The organism is Pseudoxanthomonas sp. SE1 (assembly GCF_029542205.1).
In the GTDB taxonomy this organism is placed as follows: domain Bacteria; phylum Pseudomonadota; class Gammaproteobacteria; order Xanthomonadales; family Xanthomonadaceae; genus Pseudoxanthomonas_A.
In genome coordinates this window covers 2,681,162-2,697,129 of sequence record NZ_CP113783.1, presented here as the reverse complement: position 1 = coordinate 2,697,129, position 15,968 = coordinate 2,681,162, and the positions used below count along the sequence as shown (strand labels likewise).

Sequence of the window (15,968 nt, the reverse complement as noted above, 5' to 3'; positions counted from 1 at the left end):
AGGGCCGTGAAACCGAAGCACAGACCTCGGACGGCAAGGCTCCTGCTGGCCGGCATGATCGGGCTGGGGCTCGCGTTGTTGAGCAACGCGGCCCTCGCGCTCGGCCTGGGGGAGATCAAGGTCAAATCGCAGCCCGGCCAGCCTTTGCTGGCCGAGATTCCGATCATTTCCAGCGAGCCGGGCGAGCTGGAACAGCTGAGCGCGCGCCTGGCGTCGCCGGTGACGTTCGAGCGCGTCGGCCTGCCGCGGCCGCAGGGCCTGGTCAATGAACTGGATTTTGCCGTCGCACTGGATGATGCGGGGCGCCCGGTGGTCCGCGTCACCAGCCGCACGCCTGTCGATGTGCCGGCGGTCAACTTCCTGATCGAAGTCGATTGGGGGCAAGGCCGGCTGGTGCGCGAATACTCCGCGCTCGTGAGTGCGCCAGGAACGCTGGCGGCCGCCGAGCAACCGGTGATCGACGCCCCGGTGGCCGCGCCCTCGGACATCATCAGCCGACCGGTCGAGCCGGTCGTCGTGGCGACGCCGGAACCTCCACCCGTGGCGCAACCGGCTCCCGAGGCGCCGGTGCGTGCGGCACCGGAGCCCGTCGCGACCGCCGCGCCCGTGCCGCAGGTTTCCCCTGGCGACACGCTGGCGCCGGTGCGCCGGGGCCAGTCGTTGTCGCAGATCGCGGCGCCGTTGGCGCGTGAGCAGGGCTACACGCTGGACCAGGCGATGGTCGCGCTACTGCGCGCCAATCCCGAAGCCTTCATCAACGGAAACGTCAACCTGCTCAAGCAGGGCGCGGTGTTGCGCGTACCGGAAACGGCCGAGGCGCAGACGATCCTGGAAAGCGAGGCCGCAGCGCTGGTGCGCAGCCAGATCGCCGAGTGGCGACGCGCGCGCGCGCCCATCCCGCAACCGGCGGCCGTGGTCGAGCCGACGGCGCCTGCTCCGGCGGCTGCGACGCCCGCGCCCCAGGTGGCGGAAGCGCGCCTGGAAATCGCGCCCGCGGCGACAAGCACGTCGGGTTCTGGAACGCAGTCCGGCGTCAATGCCGGCGGTGAGGGCGAGATGTTGGCGAACGAACAATTGCAGCAGTCGAAGGAAGACCTGGCCGCGCGCGAAGCGGAAGTGCAGGAATTGCGCTCGCAGGTCGCGGACCTGGAAAAGCTCAAGGCGCAGCAGGAAAAACTGCTGGCCATGAAGGACAGCGATCTCGCCGCCGCCCAGCAGCGCCTGGCGCAGAGCAATGGCAGCGATGGCGGTGTACCGGTGTGGGCGTGGGCAGGCTTCGGCCTGTTGTTCGCGGGTGCGCTGGCCTGGGGCTTCGCACAGCGTCGCAAGCGCCTGTCGCCGGCGCCGACACCGCGCAGCAGCGTGTTCGGCGAGTCGCCGGTCGTCAGCCGCGCCGCTGAACTCGCGGCGGGAATGCCGACGGCGCCCGTGGCGGAACCCGCGCCCAGCCCGACGCTGCAACCGGTGATCGTACCCACCGCTGCGCCGCCCTCGAAGCCGGTCGAGAAGCCGGCGCCGGTCGCGGCGGGTCCCACGTGGCATTCCGGCGGTGCGCCCACGCCCCTCGCACATCCTGCCCCGGCACCCGTGGGCCGCGAGCGGCTGGAATTGGCCGTGGCTTACCTGGACCTGGGCGATGTGGTCACGGCGCGCGACCTGTTGAACGAAGTCGCCGCCGGCGGCGATACCGCCGCCCGCGATGAAGCGCTGCAGTTGCTGCGCGAGATCGGATGACCGGGTGATGCGCTGATGCGTTACGCGCTGGGCGTCGAATACGACGGCGGCGGATTCCTGGGCTGGCAGCGGCTGAGCAAGTCCGGCACGCCGGACGACACCACCACCATCCAGGCGGCGCTGGAGGGCGCACTGTCGTCGGTGGCCAATGCCCAGGTGAACACCATCTGCGCCGGCCGCACCGACGCCGGCGTGCATGCGCAATGCCAGGTGGTGCACTTCGACAGCGATGCCGCACGCGACTCCCGGGGCTGGCTGCTCGGCACGACGGCGCGGCTGCCGCCCGCGGTGTGCGTGCGCTGGTGCCAGCCGGTGGCAGAGGACTTCCACGCACGTTTTTCCGCGCGGGCACGCCGCTACCGCTACACGCTGGTGAACCGGTTGGCACGCCCCGCGCTGGAACGCCAGTACCTGAGCTGGGAACGGATGCCGTTGGACGCCGCCGCGATGCATCGCGCCGCGCAGGTGCTGCTGGGTGAAAACGACTTCAGCGCGTTCCGTACGGTCCACTGCCAGTCCCCGCATGCGATGCGCAACCTGCATGCCATTTCGGTCACGCGCCATGGCGAGCGTGTCGTGGTCGAAGTGCAGGCCAATGCGTTCCTGCACCACATGGTGCGCAACATCGTCGGCTCGCTGCTGGTGGTGGGGCGTGGCGAACGGCCCGAAGACTGGATCGCCGAACTGCTGGCCGGGCGGGACCGCACGGTCGCCGGTCCCACGGCGCCTCCGGACGGACTGGTCTTCGTCAGCCCGCTCTATCCGCCCGAGTGGAAGATGCCCGCGGAAGTGACGTTGCAGGACATCCCGGACCGTCACGCCATCGCGCGGTAGCAGCGCCTTGCGGCGCGACGCACGGCGACCGGATCGCGGAAAGCACCGCGCCCGGGATCGCCTCCCAACGGGACCAGCCGAAAGCGGATACGCTTCGCCCACGCCTGATCGCCTTGCGCCCGCCATGCATACCCGCATCAAGTTCTGTGGCCTCACCCGTGCCGAGGATGTACGCCTCGCCGTCGAATTGGGCGTGGATTACCTGGGGCTGGTCTTCGCGCCGCACAGCCCGCGCCACCTGCTGCTGGGCCAGGCGCGCATGCTGCGCGAACTGGTGCCCGAGGAGATCGCGGTCGTCGCCCTCGTGATGGACAACCCGCGTGGCGAGGTGGAGCAGATCGTCGAATCGCTGCAGCCGGACGTGTTGCAGTTCCACGGCGCCGAGGACGATGCGTTCGCCGTGTCGTTCGGTATTCCCTTCTGGAAGGCGATCGCGATGGGCGGGCAGGGCGATGGCGCTTTCGCGACCCTGGCGGCGTACCCCGATGCGCAGGGGTTCCTGTTCGACGGTCATGCTGCGGGCGAGCAGGGCGGCAGCGGCCAGCGCTTCGACTGGCGGCGCATGCCGGCCGCCACCGACAAGCCGTTCCTGCTGGCGGGTGGTCTGTCGCCGGAGAACGTGGGGCTGGCGTTGCGCACGGCACGTCCCTGGGGCGTGGATGTATCCAGCGGCATCGAAGCGGGTCCCGGCATCAAGGACGCCGACAGGATGCGGCGCTTCGTCGACGCGGTACGCGTGGCGGACGCCAGGCCCTCACCGTAGGCGTCAAGCGAGTTCCGCGCGTAGCCAGTCGGCCAGCGCTGCGATGCGGGGATCAGGATTGCCGCGCGCACTGCACAGCGCCCATTCGCCCCCGGTGTCGGAGAACCCCCAAGGTGCCACCAGGCGACCGCTGTCGAGATCGGACTGCACCAGCTCGCGCGGCGCGATGGCGACGCCGAGGCCGGCGATGGCGGCTTCCAGCAGGTAGGTGAGGTGGTCGAAGCCGGTGCCCAGGCGCGGCGCATCCGGCAGTTGCCGGCTGGCGAACCAGCGCGGCCACGCCTGCGGTCGCGAGACCGTATGCAGGAGGGGCTCGTCCCGCAATGCCAACGGCGGGGCATCACGCAGCGCCGCGAAGTGCGCGTGGTGGGGGCTGAGCACAGGGCCGATCTGTTCGGGCGCCAGCGTCCGCACCTGCCAGGCCGAAGGCCATGGCGCCTCGCCCAGCAGCAGGGCCGCGTCCAGGTCGGCCGCGGCCAGATCTATCCCGCCTTCCTGTGCGGACAGGTGCAGCGTCAGGTCCGGCAGGTCGGTCGCCAGCCGTTCCAGCCGGGGGATCACCCAGCGCGCCAGAAGGCTGCCAGGACAGCCCAGCACGAAGGCGGCCGGCCGGCGTTCGTGCTGCAGTGCACGCCAGCCGGCCTGCAGGCTGGTGAAGGCGTCGCCGGCAATGTCGCGCAGGCGCTGGCCGTCGGCAGTCAGCGCGAGGCCTCGCCCTTCACGGACGAACAGCGGCCGGCCCAGCGCATCCTCCAGCGTGCGGATGTGGCGACTGATCGCGCCGTGGGTGACATGCAGTTCGCCTGCCGCCCGGCTGAGGCTGCCCAGGCGGGCGGCGGCCTCGAAGGCGCGCAGGGCGTTGAGGGGCGGCAGGGGACGTGACATTACGTGAGTCTAAGTCACGGATCGATGAGATTTCATCGTTTTTCCGCGGTCGACCTGCGCGCTAGAGTGACAGCCCACGACGACTGCCCTGCTGCCATGTCCATTCCCGCCGATTACCACGCCTATCCTGACGCTGCCGGCCATTTCGGTCGCCACGGCGGCCGCTTCGTCGCCGAAACCCTGATGGGTCCGCTGCAGGAATTGGCGGCGGCCTATGACGCCGCGCGGACCGATCCGGCCTTCATCGCCGCCTTCGACAAGGACCTCAAGCACTATGTCGGCCGCCCCAGCCCGATCTACCACGCCGAACGCCTGAGCCGCGAAGTGGGCGGCGCGCAGATCCTGCTCAAGCGCGAGGACCTGAACCACACCGGCGCGCACAAGATCAACAACACCATCGGGCAGGCCCTGCTGGCCAGCCGGATGGGCAAGAAGCGGATCATCGCCGAGACCGGTGCCGGCCAGCACGGCGTGGCCAGTGCCACCGTCGCCACCCGGCTGGGCCTGGAATGCGTGGTCTACATGGGCGCCACCGACATCGAGCGCCAGAAGATCAACGTCTACCGGATGAAGCTGCTCGGCGCGACCGTGGTGCCGGTCACCAGCGGCTCGGCGACGCTGAAGGACGCACTGAACGAAGCGATGCGCGACTGGGTGACCAACGTGCACGACACGTTCTACATCATCGGCACCGTCGCCGGCCCGGACCCGTATCCGCGCATGGTGCGCGACTTCAACGCCGTGGTCGGCCGCGAGGCGCGGACGCAGATGCTGGCCGACTACGGCCGCCTGCCGGATGCGATCACCGCGTGCGTCGGCGGCGGCAGCAATGCGATCGGGTTGTTCCATGCCTTCCTCAACGATCCCGGCGTCCGCATCGTCGGTGCCGAAGCCGCCGGCGATGGCATCGAGACGGGCCGCCATGCGTCCTCGCTCGCCGCCGGCCGCGTAGGCGTGCTGCATGGCAACCGCACCTACGTGATCTGCGACGACGATGGGCAGATCATCGAGACCCATTCGATTTCCGCAGGCCTGGATTACCCGGGCGTGGGCCCGGAGCACGCCTTCCTGAAGGACAGCGGGCGCGCGGAGTACGTCGGCGTCACCGACGAGGAGGCGCTCGCCGCGTTCCATCGGCTGACCCGCACGGAAGGCATCCTGCCCGCACTGGAATCCAGCCATGCCGTCGCGCAGGCGATCAAGCTGGCGCGCGACCTGCCGAAGGACCGACTGGTGCTGTGCAACCTGTCCGGTCGTGGCGACAAGGACGTGCACACGATCGCCGCCCGCGAAGGCATCACGCTGTGACCCTGTAGGAGGGGCTTCAGCCCCGACCGTGGATTCGGAAAGCGGTCGGGGCTGAAGCCCCTCCTACAACGGCCGACCCATTGAGCAACCTGAGCCCGCCATGTCCCGTTTCGAACAGAAATTCGCCGATCTCAAGGCCGCCCACCGCAAGGCATTGATCCCCTTCATCACGGCGGGCGATCCATCGCTGGAGTCCACCGTACCGGTGATGCATGCGCTGGTGGCTGCGGGTGCCGACGTCATCGAGCTGGGCGTGCCGTTCTCCGATCCGATGGCCGACGGTCCGGTCATCCAGCGCAGTTCGGAACGCGCGCTGGCGCGTGGGGCCGGCCTGCGTTACGTGCTGGAGGCGGTGGAAGTGTTCCGCCAACAGGACGATTCCACGCCGATCGTGCTAATGGGCTACCTGAACCCCGTGGAGATCCACGGTGCGGAGCGCTTCGCCCGCGAAGCGGTCGCGGCCGGCGTCGATGGTGTGCTGCTGGTCGACTTGCCGCCGGAAGAAGCCGCTGAGACGCGCGCCATCTTCGATGGCCACGGCCTGGCCCTCGTCGCGCTGGCGTCGCCGACCACCTCGCCGGAACGCCTGCGGATGCTGTGCGACACCGCCCAAGGCTACCTGTATTACGTCAGTTTCGCCGGTGTCACGGGCGCCTCCGACCGCCTGGACATCGGCGCGGCAGGCGAGCGGCTGAAGCATTTGCGGGCGGACTCGCGCGCGCCGGTGGTCGCCGGCTTCGGCATCAAGGACGCGGCCAGTGCAGCCGCGATGGCCGCGGATGCCGACGGCGTGGTGGTGGGTAGCGCGCTGGTCGCGGCATTGGCCGAGGCGGGCGCGGATGCGCCGGCGCGGGCCGCCGCCTTCCTTGCGCCGTTGCGCGCGGCGCTGGACAGCTGATCTACCGTACGGTTGTGCATGGACGACTGAGCTAAACTGCCGCGCTAATCCATTGGGCCCCTCCCGGGGCAGGCAGCAAGACCACGCATGAGCTGGCTCAGCAAACTGATGCCGTCGGGCATCCGCACCGAGGGCAACGCAGGCAAGAGCAAACGCAGCGTCCCCGAGGGCCTGTGGGAAAAGTGCGACCGCTGCGGCGCGGTGCTGTACCGGCCGGAGCTGGAAGAAAACCTGGAGGTCTGCCCGAAGTGCAGCTTCCACATGCCGATCCGTGCCCGCGCGCGCATGGCGGCCCTGTTCGACCCGGGCAGCACCCGCGAGATCGGCGCTGCGCTGGGTCCGACCGATGTGCTGAAGTTCAAGGACCAGAAGAAGTACGCCGACCGTATCAAGGCCGCGCAAAAAAGCACCGGCGAGCGCGATGCGCTGATCACCCTGCAGGGCACGCTGAAGGGCCGCGACCTGGTCGCCAGCGCGTTCGACTTCGCCTACATGGGCGGCTCAATGGGCTCGGTCGTCGGCGAACGTTTCTCGCTGGGTGCGGAGAAGGCGCTGGAGATCGGCTCGCCGTTCGTGTGCTTCTCCGCCAGTGGCGGTGCGCGCATGCAGGAGAGCCTGTTCTCGCTGATGCAGATGGCCAAGACCTCCGCGGCGCTCGGCCGCCTTCGCGAGGCCGGACTGCCGTACATCTCGGTGATGACGCACCCCACCACCGGTGGCGTGTCGGCCAGCTTCGCCATGCTGGGCGACATCAACCTGGCGGAGCCGGAAGCGCTGATCGGCTTCGCCGGCCCGCGCGTGATCGAGCAGACCGTCCGCGAGACGTTGCCAGAGGGTTTCCAGCGTTCGGAGTTCCTGGTGGTGCATGGCGCCATCGACCAGATCTGCGACCGCCGCGAGCTGCGTGACCGCCTCGCCGACCTGCTGGCGTTGATGATGCGACAGCCCAAGCCCGAGCAAAGCGAACTGGTGACCGCATGAGCCGCAAGTATTTCGGTACCGACGGCATCCGTGGCCGCGTCGGCACCAGCCCCATTTCCGCCGACTTCGTGCTGCGCCTGGGCAACGCGCTGGGTCGCGTGCTGTGCCAGAACGCCGGCGACGCGCGTCCGGTGGTGGTGATCGGCAAGGACACGCGCATTTCAGGCTACATGTTCGAAGCGGCGCTGGAAGCCGGCCTGGTCGCCGCCGGTGCCGACGTGCAGTTGATGGGCCCGATGCCCACGCCAGCGGTCGCCTTCCTGACCCGCACGCTGGGTGCCGATGCCGGCATCGTGATCAGCGCGTCGCACAACCCGCACTACGACAACGGCATCAAGTTCTTCTCGGCCGAAGGCGAGAAGCTGGATGACGCCACCGAACTGGCCATCGAAGCCGCACTGGATGCGCCGTTCTTCACCGCCGAATCCGAGAAACTCGGCAAGGCGATCCGCACCCGTGATGCGGTCGGTCGCTACATGGAGTTCTGCAAGGCCAGCGTGCCGCGCCGTTTCGACCTGAAGGGACTGAAGCTGGTGCTGGACTGCGCGCATGGCGCGACGTACCACATCGCACCGCTGCTGTTCCGCGAACTGGGCGCCGACGTCATCACCATCGGCGCCGAGCCGAACGGCGTCAACATCAACGACGGCGTGGGCTCCATGCACATCGACAGCCTGGCCGCGAAGGTGCGCGAGTCCGGCGCCCATCTCGGCATCGCCTTCGATGGCGACGGCGATCGCGTGCTGATGGCCGATGCGCAGGGCGCGCCGGTCGATGGCGACCAGTTGATCTACCTGCTGGCGCGCGACTGGCAGGCCAGCGGCCGCCTGCGTGGCCCCGTGGTCGGCACGCTGATGACCAACTACGGTCTTGAGCGCGCACTGGCCAAGCTGGAGATCCCGTTCGTCCGCACCAAGGTCGGCGACCGCTACGTGCACCAGGCGCTGGTCGAAGGCAATGCGGTGCTGGGTGGCGAAGCGTCCGGCCACCTGCTGTGCCTGGATCGCACGACCACCGGTGACGCCATCATCGCGGCGCTGCAGGTGCTGGAAGCCCTGAGGCGTCGCAAGGTCTCGCTGCGCGATGCGCTCGATGGCCTGGCGATGCTTCCGCAGAAGACCATCAACGTGAAGCTGGCCAACGGCGCCAGACCCACCGAGGCCGCGAGCGTGCAGGCTGCGCTCGCGCAGGCGCAGGCAGCGGTGTCGGGGCGTGGCCGGGCGTTCCTGCGCCCTTCCGGTACCGAACCGGTGGTGCGCGTGACGGTCGAGGCCGACGACGACGCGCTGGTGAAGAACACGCTGGAAACCCTGGCCGAGGCCGTGCGGGCTGCCGCCACCGCTTGAGCCTGATCAATGAACATCTGGCGCGGGAACGCTTCAATGGCGCTCCCGCGCAACACATCTGTTGGAGCAGAGTCGCATGAGTGCCCGTATCCCTACCTTGGACATCACCCGTTTCGACACCGACCGTGACGCCTTCGTGGCCGAGCTGGGCGCGGCCTATCGCGAATGGGGTTTCGCCGGCATCCGCAACCATGGTATTCCGCAGGCGCAGATCGATGCGGCCTACGACGTGTTCAAGCGTTTCTTCGCGCTGCCCGACGAGGTGAAGACGCAGTACCACTTGCCCGGCAGTGGCGGGGCCCGCGGCTACACGCCGTTCGGCGTGGAGACGGCGAAGGACTCCAAGCACTTCGACCTGAAGGAGTTCTGGCATATCGGCCGTGAGATCCCGGACGATTCGAAGTACCGCGACGTGATGCCGCCGAACCTGTGGCCGGACGAGGTGCCGGGCTTCCGCGAGCATGGCTATGGCCTGTACCAGGCGCTGGACCAGCTCGGTTCGCGCGTGCTGTCGGCGCTGGCGCTGCACATAGGTCTGCCGGAGGACTACTTCGCCGACAAGACCGATTCCGGCAATTCCATCCTGCGCCCGATCCACTACCCGCCGATCACCGCCGACGACATCCCCAACGTGCGTGCCGGGGCGCACGAGGACATCAATCTGATCACGTTGCTGGTGGGTGCCAGCGCCGCCGGTCTGGAAGTGAAGTCGAAGCAGGGCGAGTGGGTGCCGTTCACCTCCGACGCCGACACCATCGTCGTCAACATCGGCGACATGCTGCAGCGCCTGACCAACCATGTGTACCCGTCGACCACGCACCGTGTGACCAATCCGCCGGGCGAACAGGCGCGCCAGCCGCGCTATTCGGTGCCGTTCTTCCTGCATCCGAATCCGGACTTCCTGATCGACGTGTTGCCGTCCACGGTCACGCCGGACAATCCGAAGCGCTATCCCGAGCCGATCACGGCCCAGGGCTATCTGGAAGAGCGCCTGCGCGAGATCAAGCTGAAGTAGGGCGGGCCCAGGCCCGCCGTTGCGCAACCTTGCGACGCCGGGAGCTTCCCGGCGTCGTGCGTTTCCCGATGGATCAATCCAGTGGCCGCACCTTGCGCGAGTTCCGCGCCATCAAGCCCATCGCCAACCGGTGCGGCAGCAGCTTCACGATCATGTGCAGCAGCCGGTAGCGCCAACCGGGGACCACCAGCACGTCCCCGCGCTCGCTGCCGTCGATCCCGGCACGCGCCACCTCCGCCGCTTGCAGCCACATCGTCGGCGACACCCGCATGCGTGATCGGGTGCCGGTGACGTCGTGGAACTCGGAATACGTGAAGCCCGGGCACAGCGCCGTGGCATGCACGCCGCGATCGGCGTTTTCGAGCGCCATCGCCTCGCTGAACTTCAGCAGGAAACTCTTCGCCGGCGCATACAGTGTCTGGCCCTCGGCGGCCGGCATCAGCGCGGCGAACGAGGCGACGTTGAGGATGCGGCCCTGGCCGGAGGCGCGGATCGACGGCAGCAGTCGCCACGTCAGTTCGCATACCGCGGTCACCATCACCTGCAGGAACGCTGCATGATCGGCCCATGCGTTGCTGCCGTAGCGGCCCGGCATGCCGTAGCCGGCGTTGTTGACCAGGATGCGGATCGCCACGCCGCGCCGTTCCATCTCGGCGACCAGCGCCGCCGGAGCGGCCGGATCGGCCAGGTCCGCCGCCACGATCTCCACCGGTACCTGCGCCTGCAGTTCCGCCGCCAGAGCCTGCAAGCGCTCCACGCGGCGAGCCGTCAGCACCAGCGGTACGCCGCGGCGCGCGTACTCGCGGGCGATCTGTTCGCCGATGCCGCTGGACGCGCCGGTGATCAGGGCGTAGCCGGCGGCGCGGGCAGAAGAAGCATCGGTCATGGAAGATCCTGGTCGTCGAAGGCGGCTCGGCCTGCACGATAGCGCGACGGGTAGGTGCGCCGGACAACATCGGCTAGACTGCGCGACCCGAACTGGACAGGAATTGGTCTTATGCGCCGCAAGCTCGTGGCTGGGAACTGGAAGCTCCACGGCAACCGCGGTTTCGCCGCCGCGCTGATGGACGAGTTGGTCGCAGGCCTTCCTCTGGACGGCGTGGACGTGCTGGTCCTGCCGCCGTTGCCCTACCTGGGCGAGCTGATCGAAGACTACGGCCAGCGCGGCGTCGCGTTCGGCGCCCAGGACGTCAGCAGCAACGAGAAGGGTGCCTATACCGGCGAAGTCTCGGCCTCCATGCTGGTCGACGTGGGCGCGAGGTATGGCCTGGTGGGCCATTCCGAGCGTCGCCAGTACCACAACGAGAGCAGCGAGTTCGTGGCCCGTAAGTTCGTCGCGGCCAAGCATGCCGGCCTGATCCCGGTGCTCTGCGTGGGCGAGACCGAGCAGCAGCGCAAGGACGGCCAGACCGAGTTCCGCATCCTGAAACAACTGGAAGCGGTGTTCGACCTTGCCGGACCGCAGGCCTTCGCCGACGCAGTGATCTCCTACGAGCCGGTCTGGGCCATCGGCACAGGCCTGACCGCCACGCCGGAGCAGGCGCAGGCCGTCCATGCCTTCATCCGTGGCGAAGTGGCCGCGCGCGATGCTAGAATCGCCGATTCGCTGACCCTCCTCTATGGAGGCAGCGTGAAGCCCGACAACGCCGCGGAACTGTTCTCGCAGCCCGATGTCGATGGAGGGCTGGTGGGCGGCGCTTCCCTGGTCGCCCGGGATTTCCTGGCCATCGCGCAGGCGGCGGCCGGTCGGGGGTAGCCCCTGGCAAGACCGGACCCTCGCGGGCCGGACGACTCAACCGGTTGAGACTGATTCCGATGCAGTGGATGTTGATCCTGAATGTGGTTTACGTGCTGGTGGCCATCGCCATCATCGCGCTGGTGCTGATGCAGCGTGGCTCGGGTGCCCAGGCCGGTTCCGGCTTTGGCGGCGGGGCTTCCGGCACGGTGTTCGGTGCGCGCGGCGCGTCCAACTTCCTGTCCAAGAGCACCAAGTGGCTGGCCATCGTGTTCTTCGGCATCAGTCTGTTCATGGCGTGGTACGCCACGCACAGCGCGCGTCCGACCACGCAGCAGAACCTCGGCGTGATGTCGCAGCTGCCGGCGGCGCCTGCCGCTCCTGCTGGCGAATTGCCGAAGCCGTCGACCGTGCCGAGTACACCGATCCAGCAGGCGCCTGCACCGGCCGGCACCGTGCCCGCCGCGCCGCAGGACGCAGCGCCCGCAGGCGAACAGGTGCCGGCGACACCGCCGCAGGGCGGCTGAGCCCGGCTACAATGGCGGGGCGCGCGAAGCGCTGCGTAAAGGTTTGATTGCCCAGGTGGCGGAATTGGTAGACGCACTACCTTGAGGTGGTAGCGACGAAAGTCGTAGGGGTTCGAGTCCCCTCTTGGGCACCAATACGGCGGGTCGGCATGAATGTCGTTCCCGCATCGAAAAACCCGCCATCCGGCGGGTTTTTTCTTTTGTCGAGAACCGCGATATGCGCGGGTAATCGTTTACTAGCGAGTTCACGAACCGTTACAATCCCGGCGATTCATCGGGCGCCCGGTACGTGTTGCGGAAGGGCTCCCGCAGAAGGTGGGCCCGGGCGGCGTCGCCAGAGGGTCGGTCGCGGCATACGCCGGGGCCGGGCGGGCGATGCAAGCCCCATTCATGCCGAGCCGCAGTCATGCGCGCCGGCGGATAGGACAAGAAGAGACAAGCGAGTGCTGGCCAACTACCTGCCCACCCTGTTGTTCCTGATCGTCGCCACCGGCATCGGCATCGCGCTGATGGTGGCCGGCCGCTTCCTGGGGCCGCGTCGTCCGGACGCGCAGAAGCTGTCTCCGTACGAATGCGGCTTCGAGGCTTTCGAAGACGCACGCATGAAGTTCGACGTGCGCTACTACCTGATCGCCATCCAGTTCATCGTGTTCGATCTGGAAATCATCTTCATTGTTCCGTGGACGCTGGTGTTCCAGGAGCTGGGTCCGCGTGCGCTGGTCACGATGGGCCTGTTCGTGGGCATGCTGTTCCTCGGCTTCATTTACGTTTGGAAGAAGGGAGCGCTCGAATGGGAGTGATCCAGACCGTCGACCGTCTGATGAACAACCCGATCCCGGAAGGGCGGGTGGACGACATCCTGCGCCCCGAAGGCGACAATCCGTTGCTGGAAAAGGGCTACGTGACCACCAGCGTGGATGCGCTGATGAACTGGGCGCGTACCGGTTCGATGTGGCCGATGACCTTTGGTCTGGCCTGCTGTGCGGTGGAGATGATGCACGCGGGCACCTCGCGCCTGGACCTGGATCGCTACGGCGTGGTGTTCCGCCCGTCGCCGCGCCAGTCCGACGTGATGATCGTGGCCGGCACGCTGGTCAACAAGATGGCCCCGGCGCTGCGCAAGGTCTACGACCAGATGCCCGAGCCGAAGTGGGTGATCTCGATGGGCAGCTGCGCCAATGGCGGCGGCTACTACCACTACTCGTACTCCGTCGTGCGCGGTTGCGACCGCATCGTGCCGGTGGACGTCTACGTACCCGGTTGCCCGCCCACGGCCGAGGCGCTGGTGTACGGCATCCTGCAGTTGCAGAAGAAGATCTGGCGCACGCAGACCATCGCGCGCTGATTCCTGCTTCCCCCCGACATCCCCCTTCAGAGCACGCCACGCCCCATGGCAGAGCAAGCTGCAAACTTCACCGACCAGCTGCGCGCCCGCTTCGCGGACGCGACGGTCAGCGTGGCCGAGCCGCGCGGCGAGATCACCCTGGAAGTGCCCTCCGCGTCCTGGCACGCTGTCTGCCTGGCGTTGCGCGACGAGTTCGGCTTCGAACAGGCCGTCGATGTCAGCGGCGTCGATTACCTGGGCTACGGCAGTACCGAATGGGACACGGCCGACGTCTCCTCCGCGGGTTTCAGTCGCGGCGTGGAGGGGTTCGGTCCGGGTCGCTTCAACTGGGAGCAGCGCCCGCAGGGTGCCGCGCAACCCAACCGCTTCGCGGTGGTCCTGCACCTGCTGTCGTACCAGCACAACCGCCGCGTCCGCGTGCGCTGCTTCGCGCCGGATGACGGCCTGCCGGTGGTGGCGTCGCTGTGCGACGTGTGGCCGGGCCTGAACTGGTTCGAGCGCGAGGCGTTCGACCTGTACGGCATCATCTTTGAAGGTCATCCGGACCTGCGCCGCATCCTGACCGATTACGGTTTCGTCGGTCATCCGTTCCGCAAGGATTTCCCGCTGATCGGCAACGTCGAAGTCCGTTACGACGAAGAGAAGAAGCGCGTGGTGTACGAGCCGGTCACCTCGGTTGAGCCGCGCGTCGGCGTGCCGCGCGTGATCCGCGACGACGCCCGTTACCAGACCGCTGCAGGCGAAGCTGCTGCACGCGAGGGCAAGGCATGAGCAATCCGCAATCCGGCGTCGCGTTCGCCAGCAATCCTGCCGAGGGCAAGCAGGAAATCCGCAACTACACGCTGAACTTCGGCCCGCAGCATCCGGCCGCGCACGGCGTGCTGCGCCTGATCCTGGAAATGGACGGCGAGACCATCGTGCGCGCCGATCCCCACGTCGGCCTGCTGCACCGGGGCACCGAGAAGCTGGCCGAATCCAAGCCGTTCAACCAGTCGATCGGCTACATGGATCGCCTGGACTACGTGTCGATGATGTGCAACGAGCACGCCTACGTGCGCGCCATCGAGACGCTGATGGGCATCGAGGCGCCGGAACGCGCGCAGTACATCCGCACGATGTTCGACGAAATCACCCGCATCCTGAATCACCTGATGTGGATCGGTTCCAACGCGCTCGACCTCGGTGCGATGGCGGTGATGCTGTACGCCTTCCGCGAGCGCGAAGAGCTGATGGACTGCTACGAAGCGGTCAGTGGCGCGCGCATGCATGCGACGTACTACCGTCCGGGCGGCGTGTACCGCGACCTGCCGGACCGCATGCCGAAGTACAAGGAATCGCCCTGGCGCAAGGGCAAGGCGCTGAAGCAGTTCAACCAGGCGCGCGAAGGTTCGCTGCTGGACTTCCTGGAAGACTTCACCAACGAATTCCCCAAGCGCGTCGATGAATACGAGACGCTGCTGACCGACAACCGCATCTGGAAGCAGCGCACCGTCGGCATCGGCGTGGTCTCGCCGGAACAGGCGCGTGCGCTGGGCATGACCGGCGCGATGCTGCGTGGTTCGGGTATCGCCTGGGACCTGCGCAAGAAGCAGCCATACGCGAAGTACGACGTGGTCGATTTCGACATTCCGGTCGGTGTCAATGGCGACTGCTACGACCGTTACCTGGTCCGCGTCGCCGAGATGCGCCAGTCCAACCGCATCATCCAGCAGTGCGTGAAGTGGCTGAAGGCCAACCCGGGCCCGGTCATGGTGCAGAACTTCAAGGTCGCGCCGCCCTCCCGCGAGGAGATGAAGGACGACATGGAAGCGCTGATCCACCACTTCAAGCTCTTCAGCGAAGGCTACTGCGTGCCGGCCGGCGAAACCTATGCCGCGGTCGAGGCACCGAAGGGCGAGTTCGGTTGCTACCTGGTGTCCGATGGCGCCAACAAACCGTTCCGCGTGAAGTTGCGCGCGCCGGGCTTCGCGCACCTGTCCTCCATGGACGAGATCGTGCGCGGCCACATGCTCCCCGACGTCGTCGCGATGATCGGTACTTATGATCTTGTCTTTGGTGAGGTGGACCGATGAGGGCCACGGGTAATTTCGAGGCGGCGCAGAACGTCGATCCGCTGGTGGCGTTGAGCGACAGGACGCGCGCGCACATCGATCATTGGCTGACCAAGTTCCCGCCGGACCGCAAGCGTTCCGCGGTACTGCAGGGTCTGCATGCGGCGCAGGAGCAGAACGAAGGTTGGCTGACCGACGAGCTGATCGCCGCCGTCGCCAAGTACCTGGACCTGCCGCCGGTGTGGGCCTACGAGGTCGCCAGCTTCTACTCGATGTTCGAGACCGAGAAGGTCGGCCGCAACAATGTCGCCTTCTGCACCAACATCAGCTGCTGGCTCAACGGTGCCGAGGATCTGGTCGCGCACGCGGAGAAGAAGCTCGGCTGCAAGCTGGGCGAATCCACCGCCGACGGTCGCGTGTACCTGAAGCGCGAAGAAGAGTGCGTGGCCGCGTGCTGCGGCGCGCCGGTCGTGGTCATCAATGGCCATTACCACGAGAAGCTGACGCCGGCGAAAGTCGACGAGCTGCTGGACGGGCTGGAGTAAG

The 15,968-nt window shown here is 67.6% G+C and carries 17 protein-coding genes and 1 tRNA gene; 16 read left to right on the top strand and 2 right to left on the bottom strand.

Going from position 1 to position 15,968, the window contains the following annotated elements:
* Nucleotides 1–6: 6 nt before the first annotated feature.
* From OY559_RS12730 to OY559_RS12720, 3 genes are all read left to right on the top strand, one after another.
* Complete coding sequence (locus OY559_RS12730; protein ID WP_343228721.1) at nucleotides 7–1,734, top strand: type IV pilus assembly protein FimV; 1,728 nt, start codon at nucleotides 7–9, stop codon at nucleotides 1,732–1,734.
* Nucleotides 1,735–1,749: 15 nt separating this feature from the next.
* The gene (gene truA, locus OY559_RS12725; protein WP_277726608.1) at nucleotides 1,750–2,568 is read left to right on the top strand and encodes a tRNA pseudouridine(38-40) synthase TruA; all 819 of its coding nucleotides are present in this window, start codon (nucleotides 1,750–1,752) and stop codon (nucleotides 2,566–2,568) included.
* A gap of 124 nt (nucleotides 2,569–2,692) precedes the next feature.
* Nucleotides 2,693–3,331 (top strand): phosphoribosylanthranilate isomerase, encoded by a 639-nt coding sequence (locus OY559_RS12720; RefSeq protein WP_277726607.1) that lies wholly within the window; start codon nucleotides 2,693–2,695, stop codon nucleotides 3,329–3,331.
* Nucleotides 3,332–3,334: 3 nt separating this feature from the next.
* Here OY559_RS12720 and OY559_RS12715 read toward each other — a convergent pair whose 3' ends face one another.
* On the bottom strand, nucleotides 3,335–4,216 hold the full coding sequence (locus tag OY559_RS12715; RefSeq protein WP_277726606.1) for a LysR family transcriptional regulator: 882 nt from the start codon (nucleotides 4,214–4,216) through the stop codon (nucleotides 3,335–3,337).
* Between the two features lie 96 nt (nucleotides 4,217–4,312).
* On the opposite strand from OY559_RS12715, the gene trpB reads away from it, so the two are divergent.
* The 5 genes from trpB to OY559_RS12690 all read left to right on the top strand — a co-directional run bounded on the left by trpB (nucleotide 4,313) and on the right by OY559_RS12690 (nucleotide 9,764).
* Nucleotides 4,313–5,524: a tryptophan synthase subunit beta gene (trpB, locus tag OY559_RS12710; protein ID WP_277726605.1), complete on the top strand. Its 1,212-nt coding sequence runs from the start codon at nucleotides 4,313–4,315 to the stop codon at nucleotides 5,522–5,524.
* A gap of 100 nt (nucleotides 5,525–5,624) precedes the next feature.
* Nucleotides 5,625–6,422, top strand: coding sequence for a tryptophan synthase subunit alpha (gene trpA / locus OY559_RS12705; RefSeq protein ID WP_277726604.1), 798 nt, complete (start codon nucleotides 5,625–5,627; stop codon nucleotides 6,420–6,422).
* Nucleotides 6,423–6,509: 87 nt separating this feature from the next.
* On the top strand, nucleotides 6,510–7,403 hold the full coding sequence (gene accD / locus OY559_RS12700; protein WP_277726603.1) for an acetyl-CoA carboxylase, carboxyltransferase subunit beta: 894 nt from the start codon (nucleotides 6,510–6,512) through the stop codon (nucleotides 7,401–7,403).
* A complete protein-coding gene (gene glmM / locus OY559_RS12695; RefSeq protein ID WP_277726602.1) occupies nucleotides 7,400–8,749 on the top strand; it encodes a phosphoglucosamine mutase in 1,350 nt (449 codons plus the stop codon). Before accD ends, glmM begins: the two co-directional genes overlap by 4 nt.
* Before the next feature lie 76 nt (nucleotides 8,750–8,825).
* Nucleotides 8,826–9,764 carry an isopenicillin N synthase family dioxygenase gene (locus tag OY559_RS12690; RefSeq protein ID WP_277726601.1) on the top strand — a complete coding sequence of 313 codons (939 nt, stop codon included), beginning with the start codon at nucleotides 8,826–8,828 and terminating at the stop codon, nucleotides 9,762–9,764.
* A 73-nt stretch (nucleotides 9,765–9,837) separates the two neighbouring features.
* Here the strand turns inward: OY559_RS12690 and OY559_RS12685 are convergent, their stop codons facing one another.
* The gene (locus OY559_RS12685) at nucleotides 9,838–10,650 is read right to left on the bottom strand and encodes an SDR family NAD(P)-dependent oxidoreductase (protein ID WP_277726600.1); all 813 of its coding nucleotides are present in this window, start codon (nucleotides 10,648–10,650) and stop codon (nucleotides 9,838–9,840) included.
* Between the two features lie 111 nt (nucleotides 10,651–10,761).
* Between OY559_RS12685 and tpiA the strand changes: the two genes are divergently transcribed.
* The 8 genes from tpiA (at nucleotide 10,762) to nuoE (ending at nucleotide 15,967) form a co-directional block, all read left to right on the top strand.
* Nucleotides 10,762–11,520 (top strand): triose-phosphate isomerase, encoded by a 759-nt coding sequence (gene tpiA, locus OY559_RS12680; protein WP_277726599.1) that lies wholly within the window; start codon nucleotides 10,762–10,764, stop codon nucleotides 11,518–11,520.
* Nucleotides 11,521–11,588: 68 nt separating this feature from the next.
* A complete protein-coding gene (secG, locus tag OY559_RS12675; protein WP_277726598.1) occupies nucleotides 11,589–12,026 on the top strand; it encodes a preprotein translocase subunit SecG in 438 nt (145 codons plus the stop codon).
* Between the two features lie 49 nt (nucleotides 12,027–12,075).
* Nucleotides 12,076–12,160: transfer RNA gene (locus tag OY559_RS12670), tRNA-Leu, on the top strand.
* Nucleotides 12,161–12,469: 309 nt separating this feature from the next.
* Entirely contained in the window at nucleotides 12,470–12,826 is a 357-nt protein-coding gene (locus OY559_RS12665) for an NADH-quinone oxidoreductase subunit A (RefSeq protein ID WP_055943822.1), read from the top strand.
* Entirely contained in the window at nucleotides 12,817–13,371 is a 555-nt protein-coding gene (locus OY559_RS12660; RefSeq protein WP_093299488.1) for a NuoB/complex I 20 kDa subunit family protein, read from the top strand. The genes OY559_RS12665 and OY559_RS12660 overlap by 10 nt, the downstream gene beginning before the upstream one ends.
* A 45-nt stretch (nucleotides 13,372–13,416) precedes the next feature.
* On the top strand, nucleotides 13,417–14,142 hold the full coding sequence (locus tag OY559_RS12655) for an NADH-quinone oxidoreductase subunit C (RefSeq protein ID WP_277726597.1): 726 nt from the start codon (nucleotides 13,417–13,419) through the stop codon (nucleotides 14,140–14,142).
* Complete coding sequence (locus OY559_RS12650; protein WP_277726596.1) at nucleotides 14,139–15,443, top strand: NADH-quinone oxidoreductase subunit D; 1,305 nt, start codon at nucleotides 14,139–14,141, stop codon at nucleotides 15,441–15,443. The genes OY559_RS12655 and OY559_RS12650 overlap by 4 nt, the downstream gene beginning before the upstream one ends.
* Nucleotides 15,440–15,967: an NADH-quinone oxidoreductase subunit NuoE gene (gene nuoE, locus OY559_RS12645; RefSeq protein WP_277726595.1), complete on the top strand. Its 528-nt coding sequence runs from the start codon at nucleotides 15,440–15,442 to the stop codon at nucleotides 15,965–15,967. The genes OY559_RS12650 and nuoE overlap by 4 nt, the downstream gene beginning before the upstream one ends.
* Nucleotide 15,968 lies beyond the last annotated feature (1 nt).

Excerpts from the sequence above, each read along its gene's own strand:
- OY559_RS12720 (WP_277726607.1), top strand. The coding sequence starts at position 2,693 with ATGCATACCCGCATCAAGTTCTGTGGCCTCACCCGTGCCGAGGATGTA.
- truA (WP_277726608.1), top strand. The coding sequence starts at position 1,750 with ATGCGTTACGCGCTGGGCGTCGAATACGACGGCGGCGGATTCCTGGGC.
- accD (WP_277726603.1), top strand. The coding sequence starts at position 6,510 with ATGAGCTGGCTCAGCAAACTGATGCCGTCGGGCATCCGCACCGAGGGC.
- trpB (WP_277726605.1), top strand. The coding sequence starts at position 4,313 with ATGTCCATTCCCGCCGATTACCACGCCTATCCTGACGCTGCCGGCCAT.
- OY559_RS12690 (WP_277726601.1), top strand. The coding sequence starts at position 8,826 with ATGAGTGCCCGTATCCCTACCTTGGACATCACCCGTTTCGACACCGAC.
- trpA (WP_277726604.1), top strand. The coding sequence starts at position 5,625 with ATGTCCCGTTTCGAACAGAAATTCGCCGATCTCAAGGCCGCCCACCGC.
- secG (WP_277726598.1), top strand. The coding sequence starts at position 11,589 with ATGTTGATCCTGAATGTGGTTTACGTGCTGGTGGCCATCGCCATCATC.
- tpiA (WP_277726599.1), top strand. The coding sequence starts at position 10,762 with ATGCGCCGCAAGCTCGTGGCTGGGAACTGGAAGCTCCACGGCAACCGC.
- glmM (WP_277726602.1), top strand. The coding sequence starts at position 7,400 with ATGAGCCGCAAGTATTTCGGTACCGACGGCATCCGTGGCCGCGTCGGC.
- OY559_RS12655 (WP_277726597.1), top strand. The coding sequence starts at position 13,417 with ATGGCAGAGCAAGCTGCAAACTTCACCGACCAGCTGCGCGCCCGCTTC.
- OY559_RS12650 (WP_277726596.1), top strand. The coding sequence starts at position 14,139 with ATGAGCAATCCGCAATCCGGCGTCGCGTTCGCCAGCAATCCTGCCGAG.
- OY559_RS12660 (WP_093299488.1), top strand. The coding sequence starts at position 12,817 with ATGGGAGTGATCCAGACCGTCGACCGTCTGATGAACAACCCGATCCCG.
- nuoE (WP_277726595.1), top strand. The coding sequence starts at position 15,440 with ATGAGGGCCACGGGTAATTTCGAGGCGGCGCAGAACGTCGATCCGCTG.
- OY559_RS12715 (WP_277726606.1), bottom strand. The coding sequence starts at position 4,216 with ATGTCACGTCCCCTGCCGCCCCTCAACGCCCTGCGCGCCTTCGAGGCC.
- OY559_RS12685 (WP_277726600.1), bottom strand. The coding sequence starts at position 10,650 with ATGACCGATGCTTCTTCTGCCCGCGCCGCCGGCTACGCCCTGATCACC.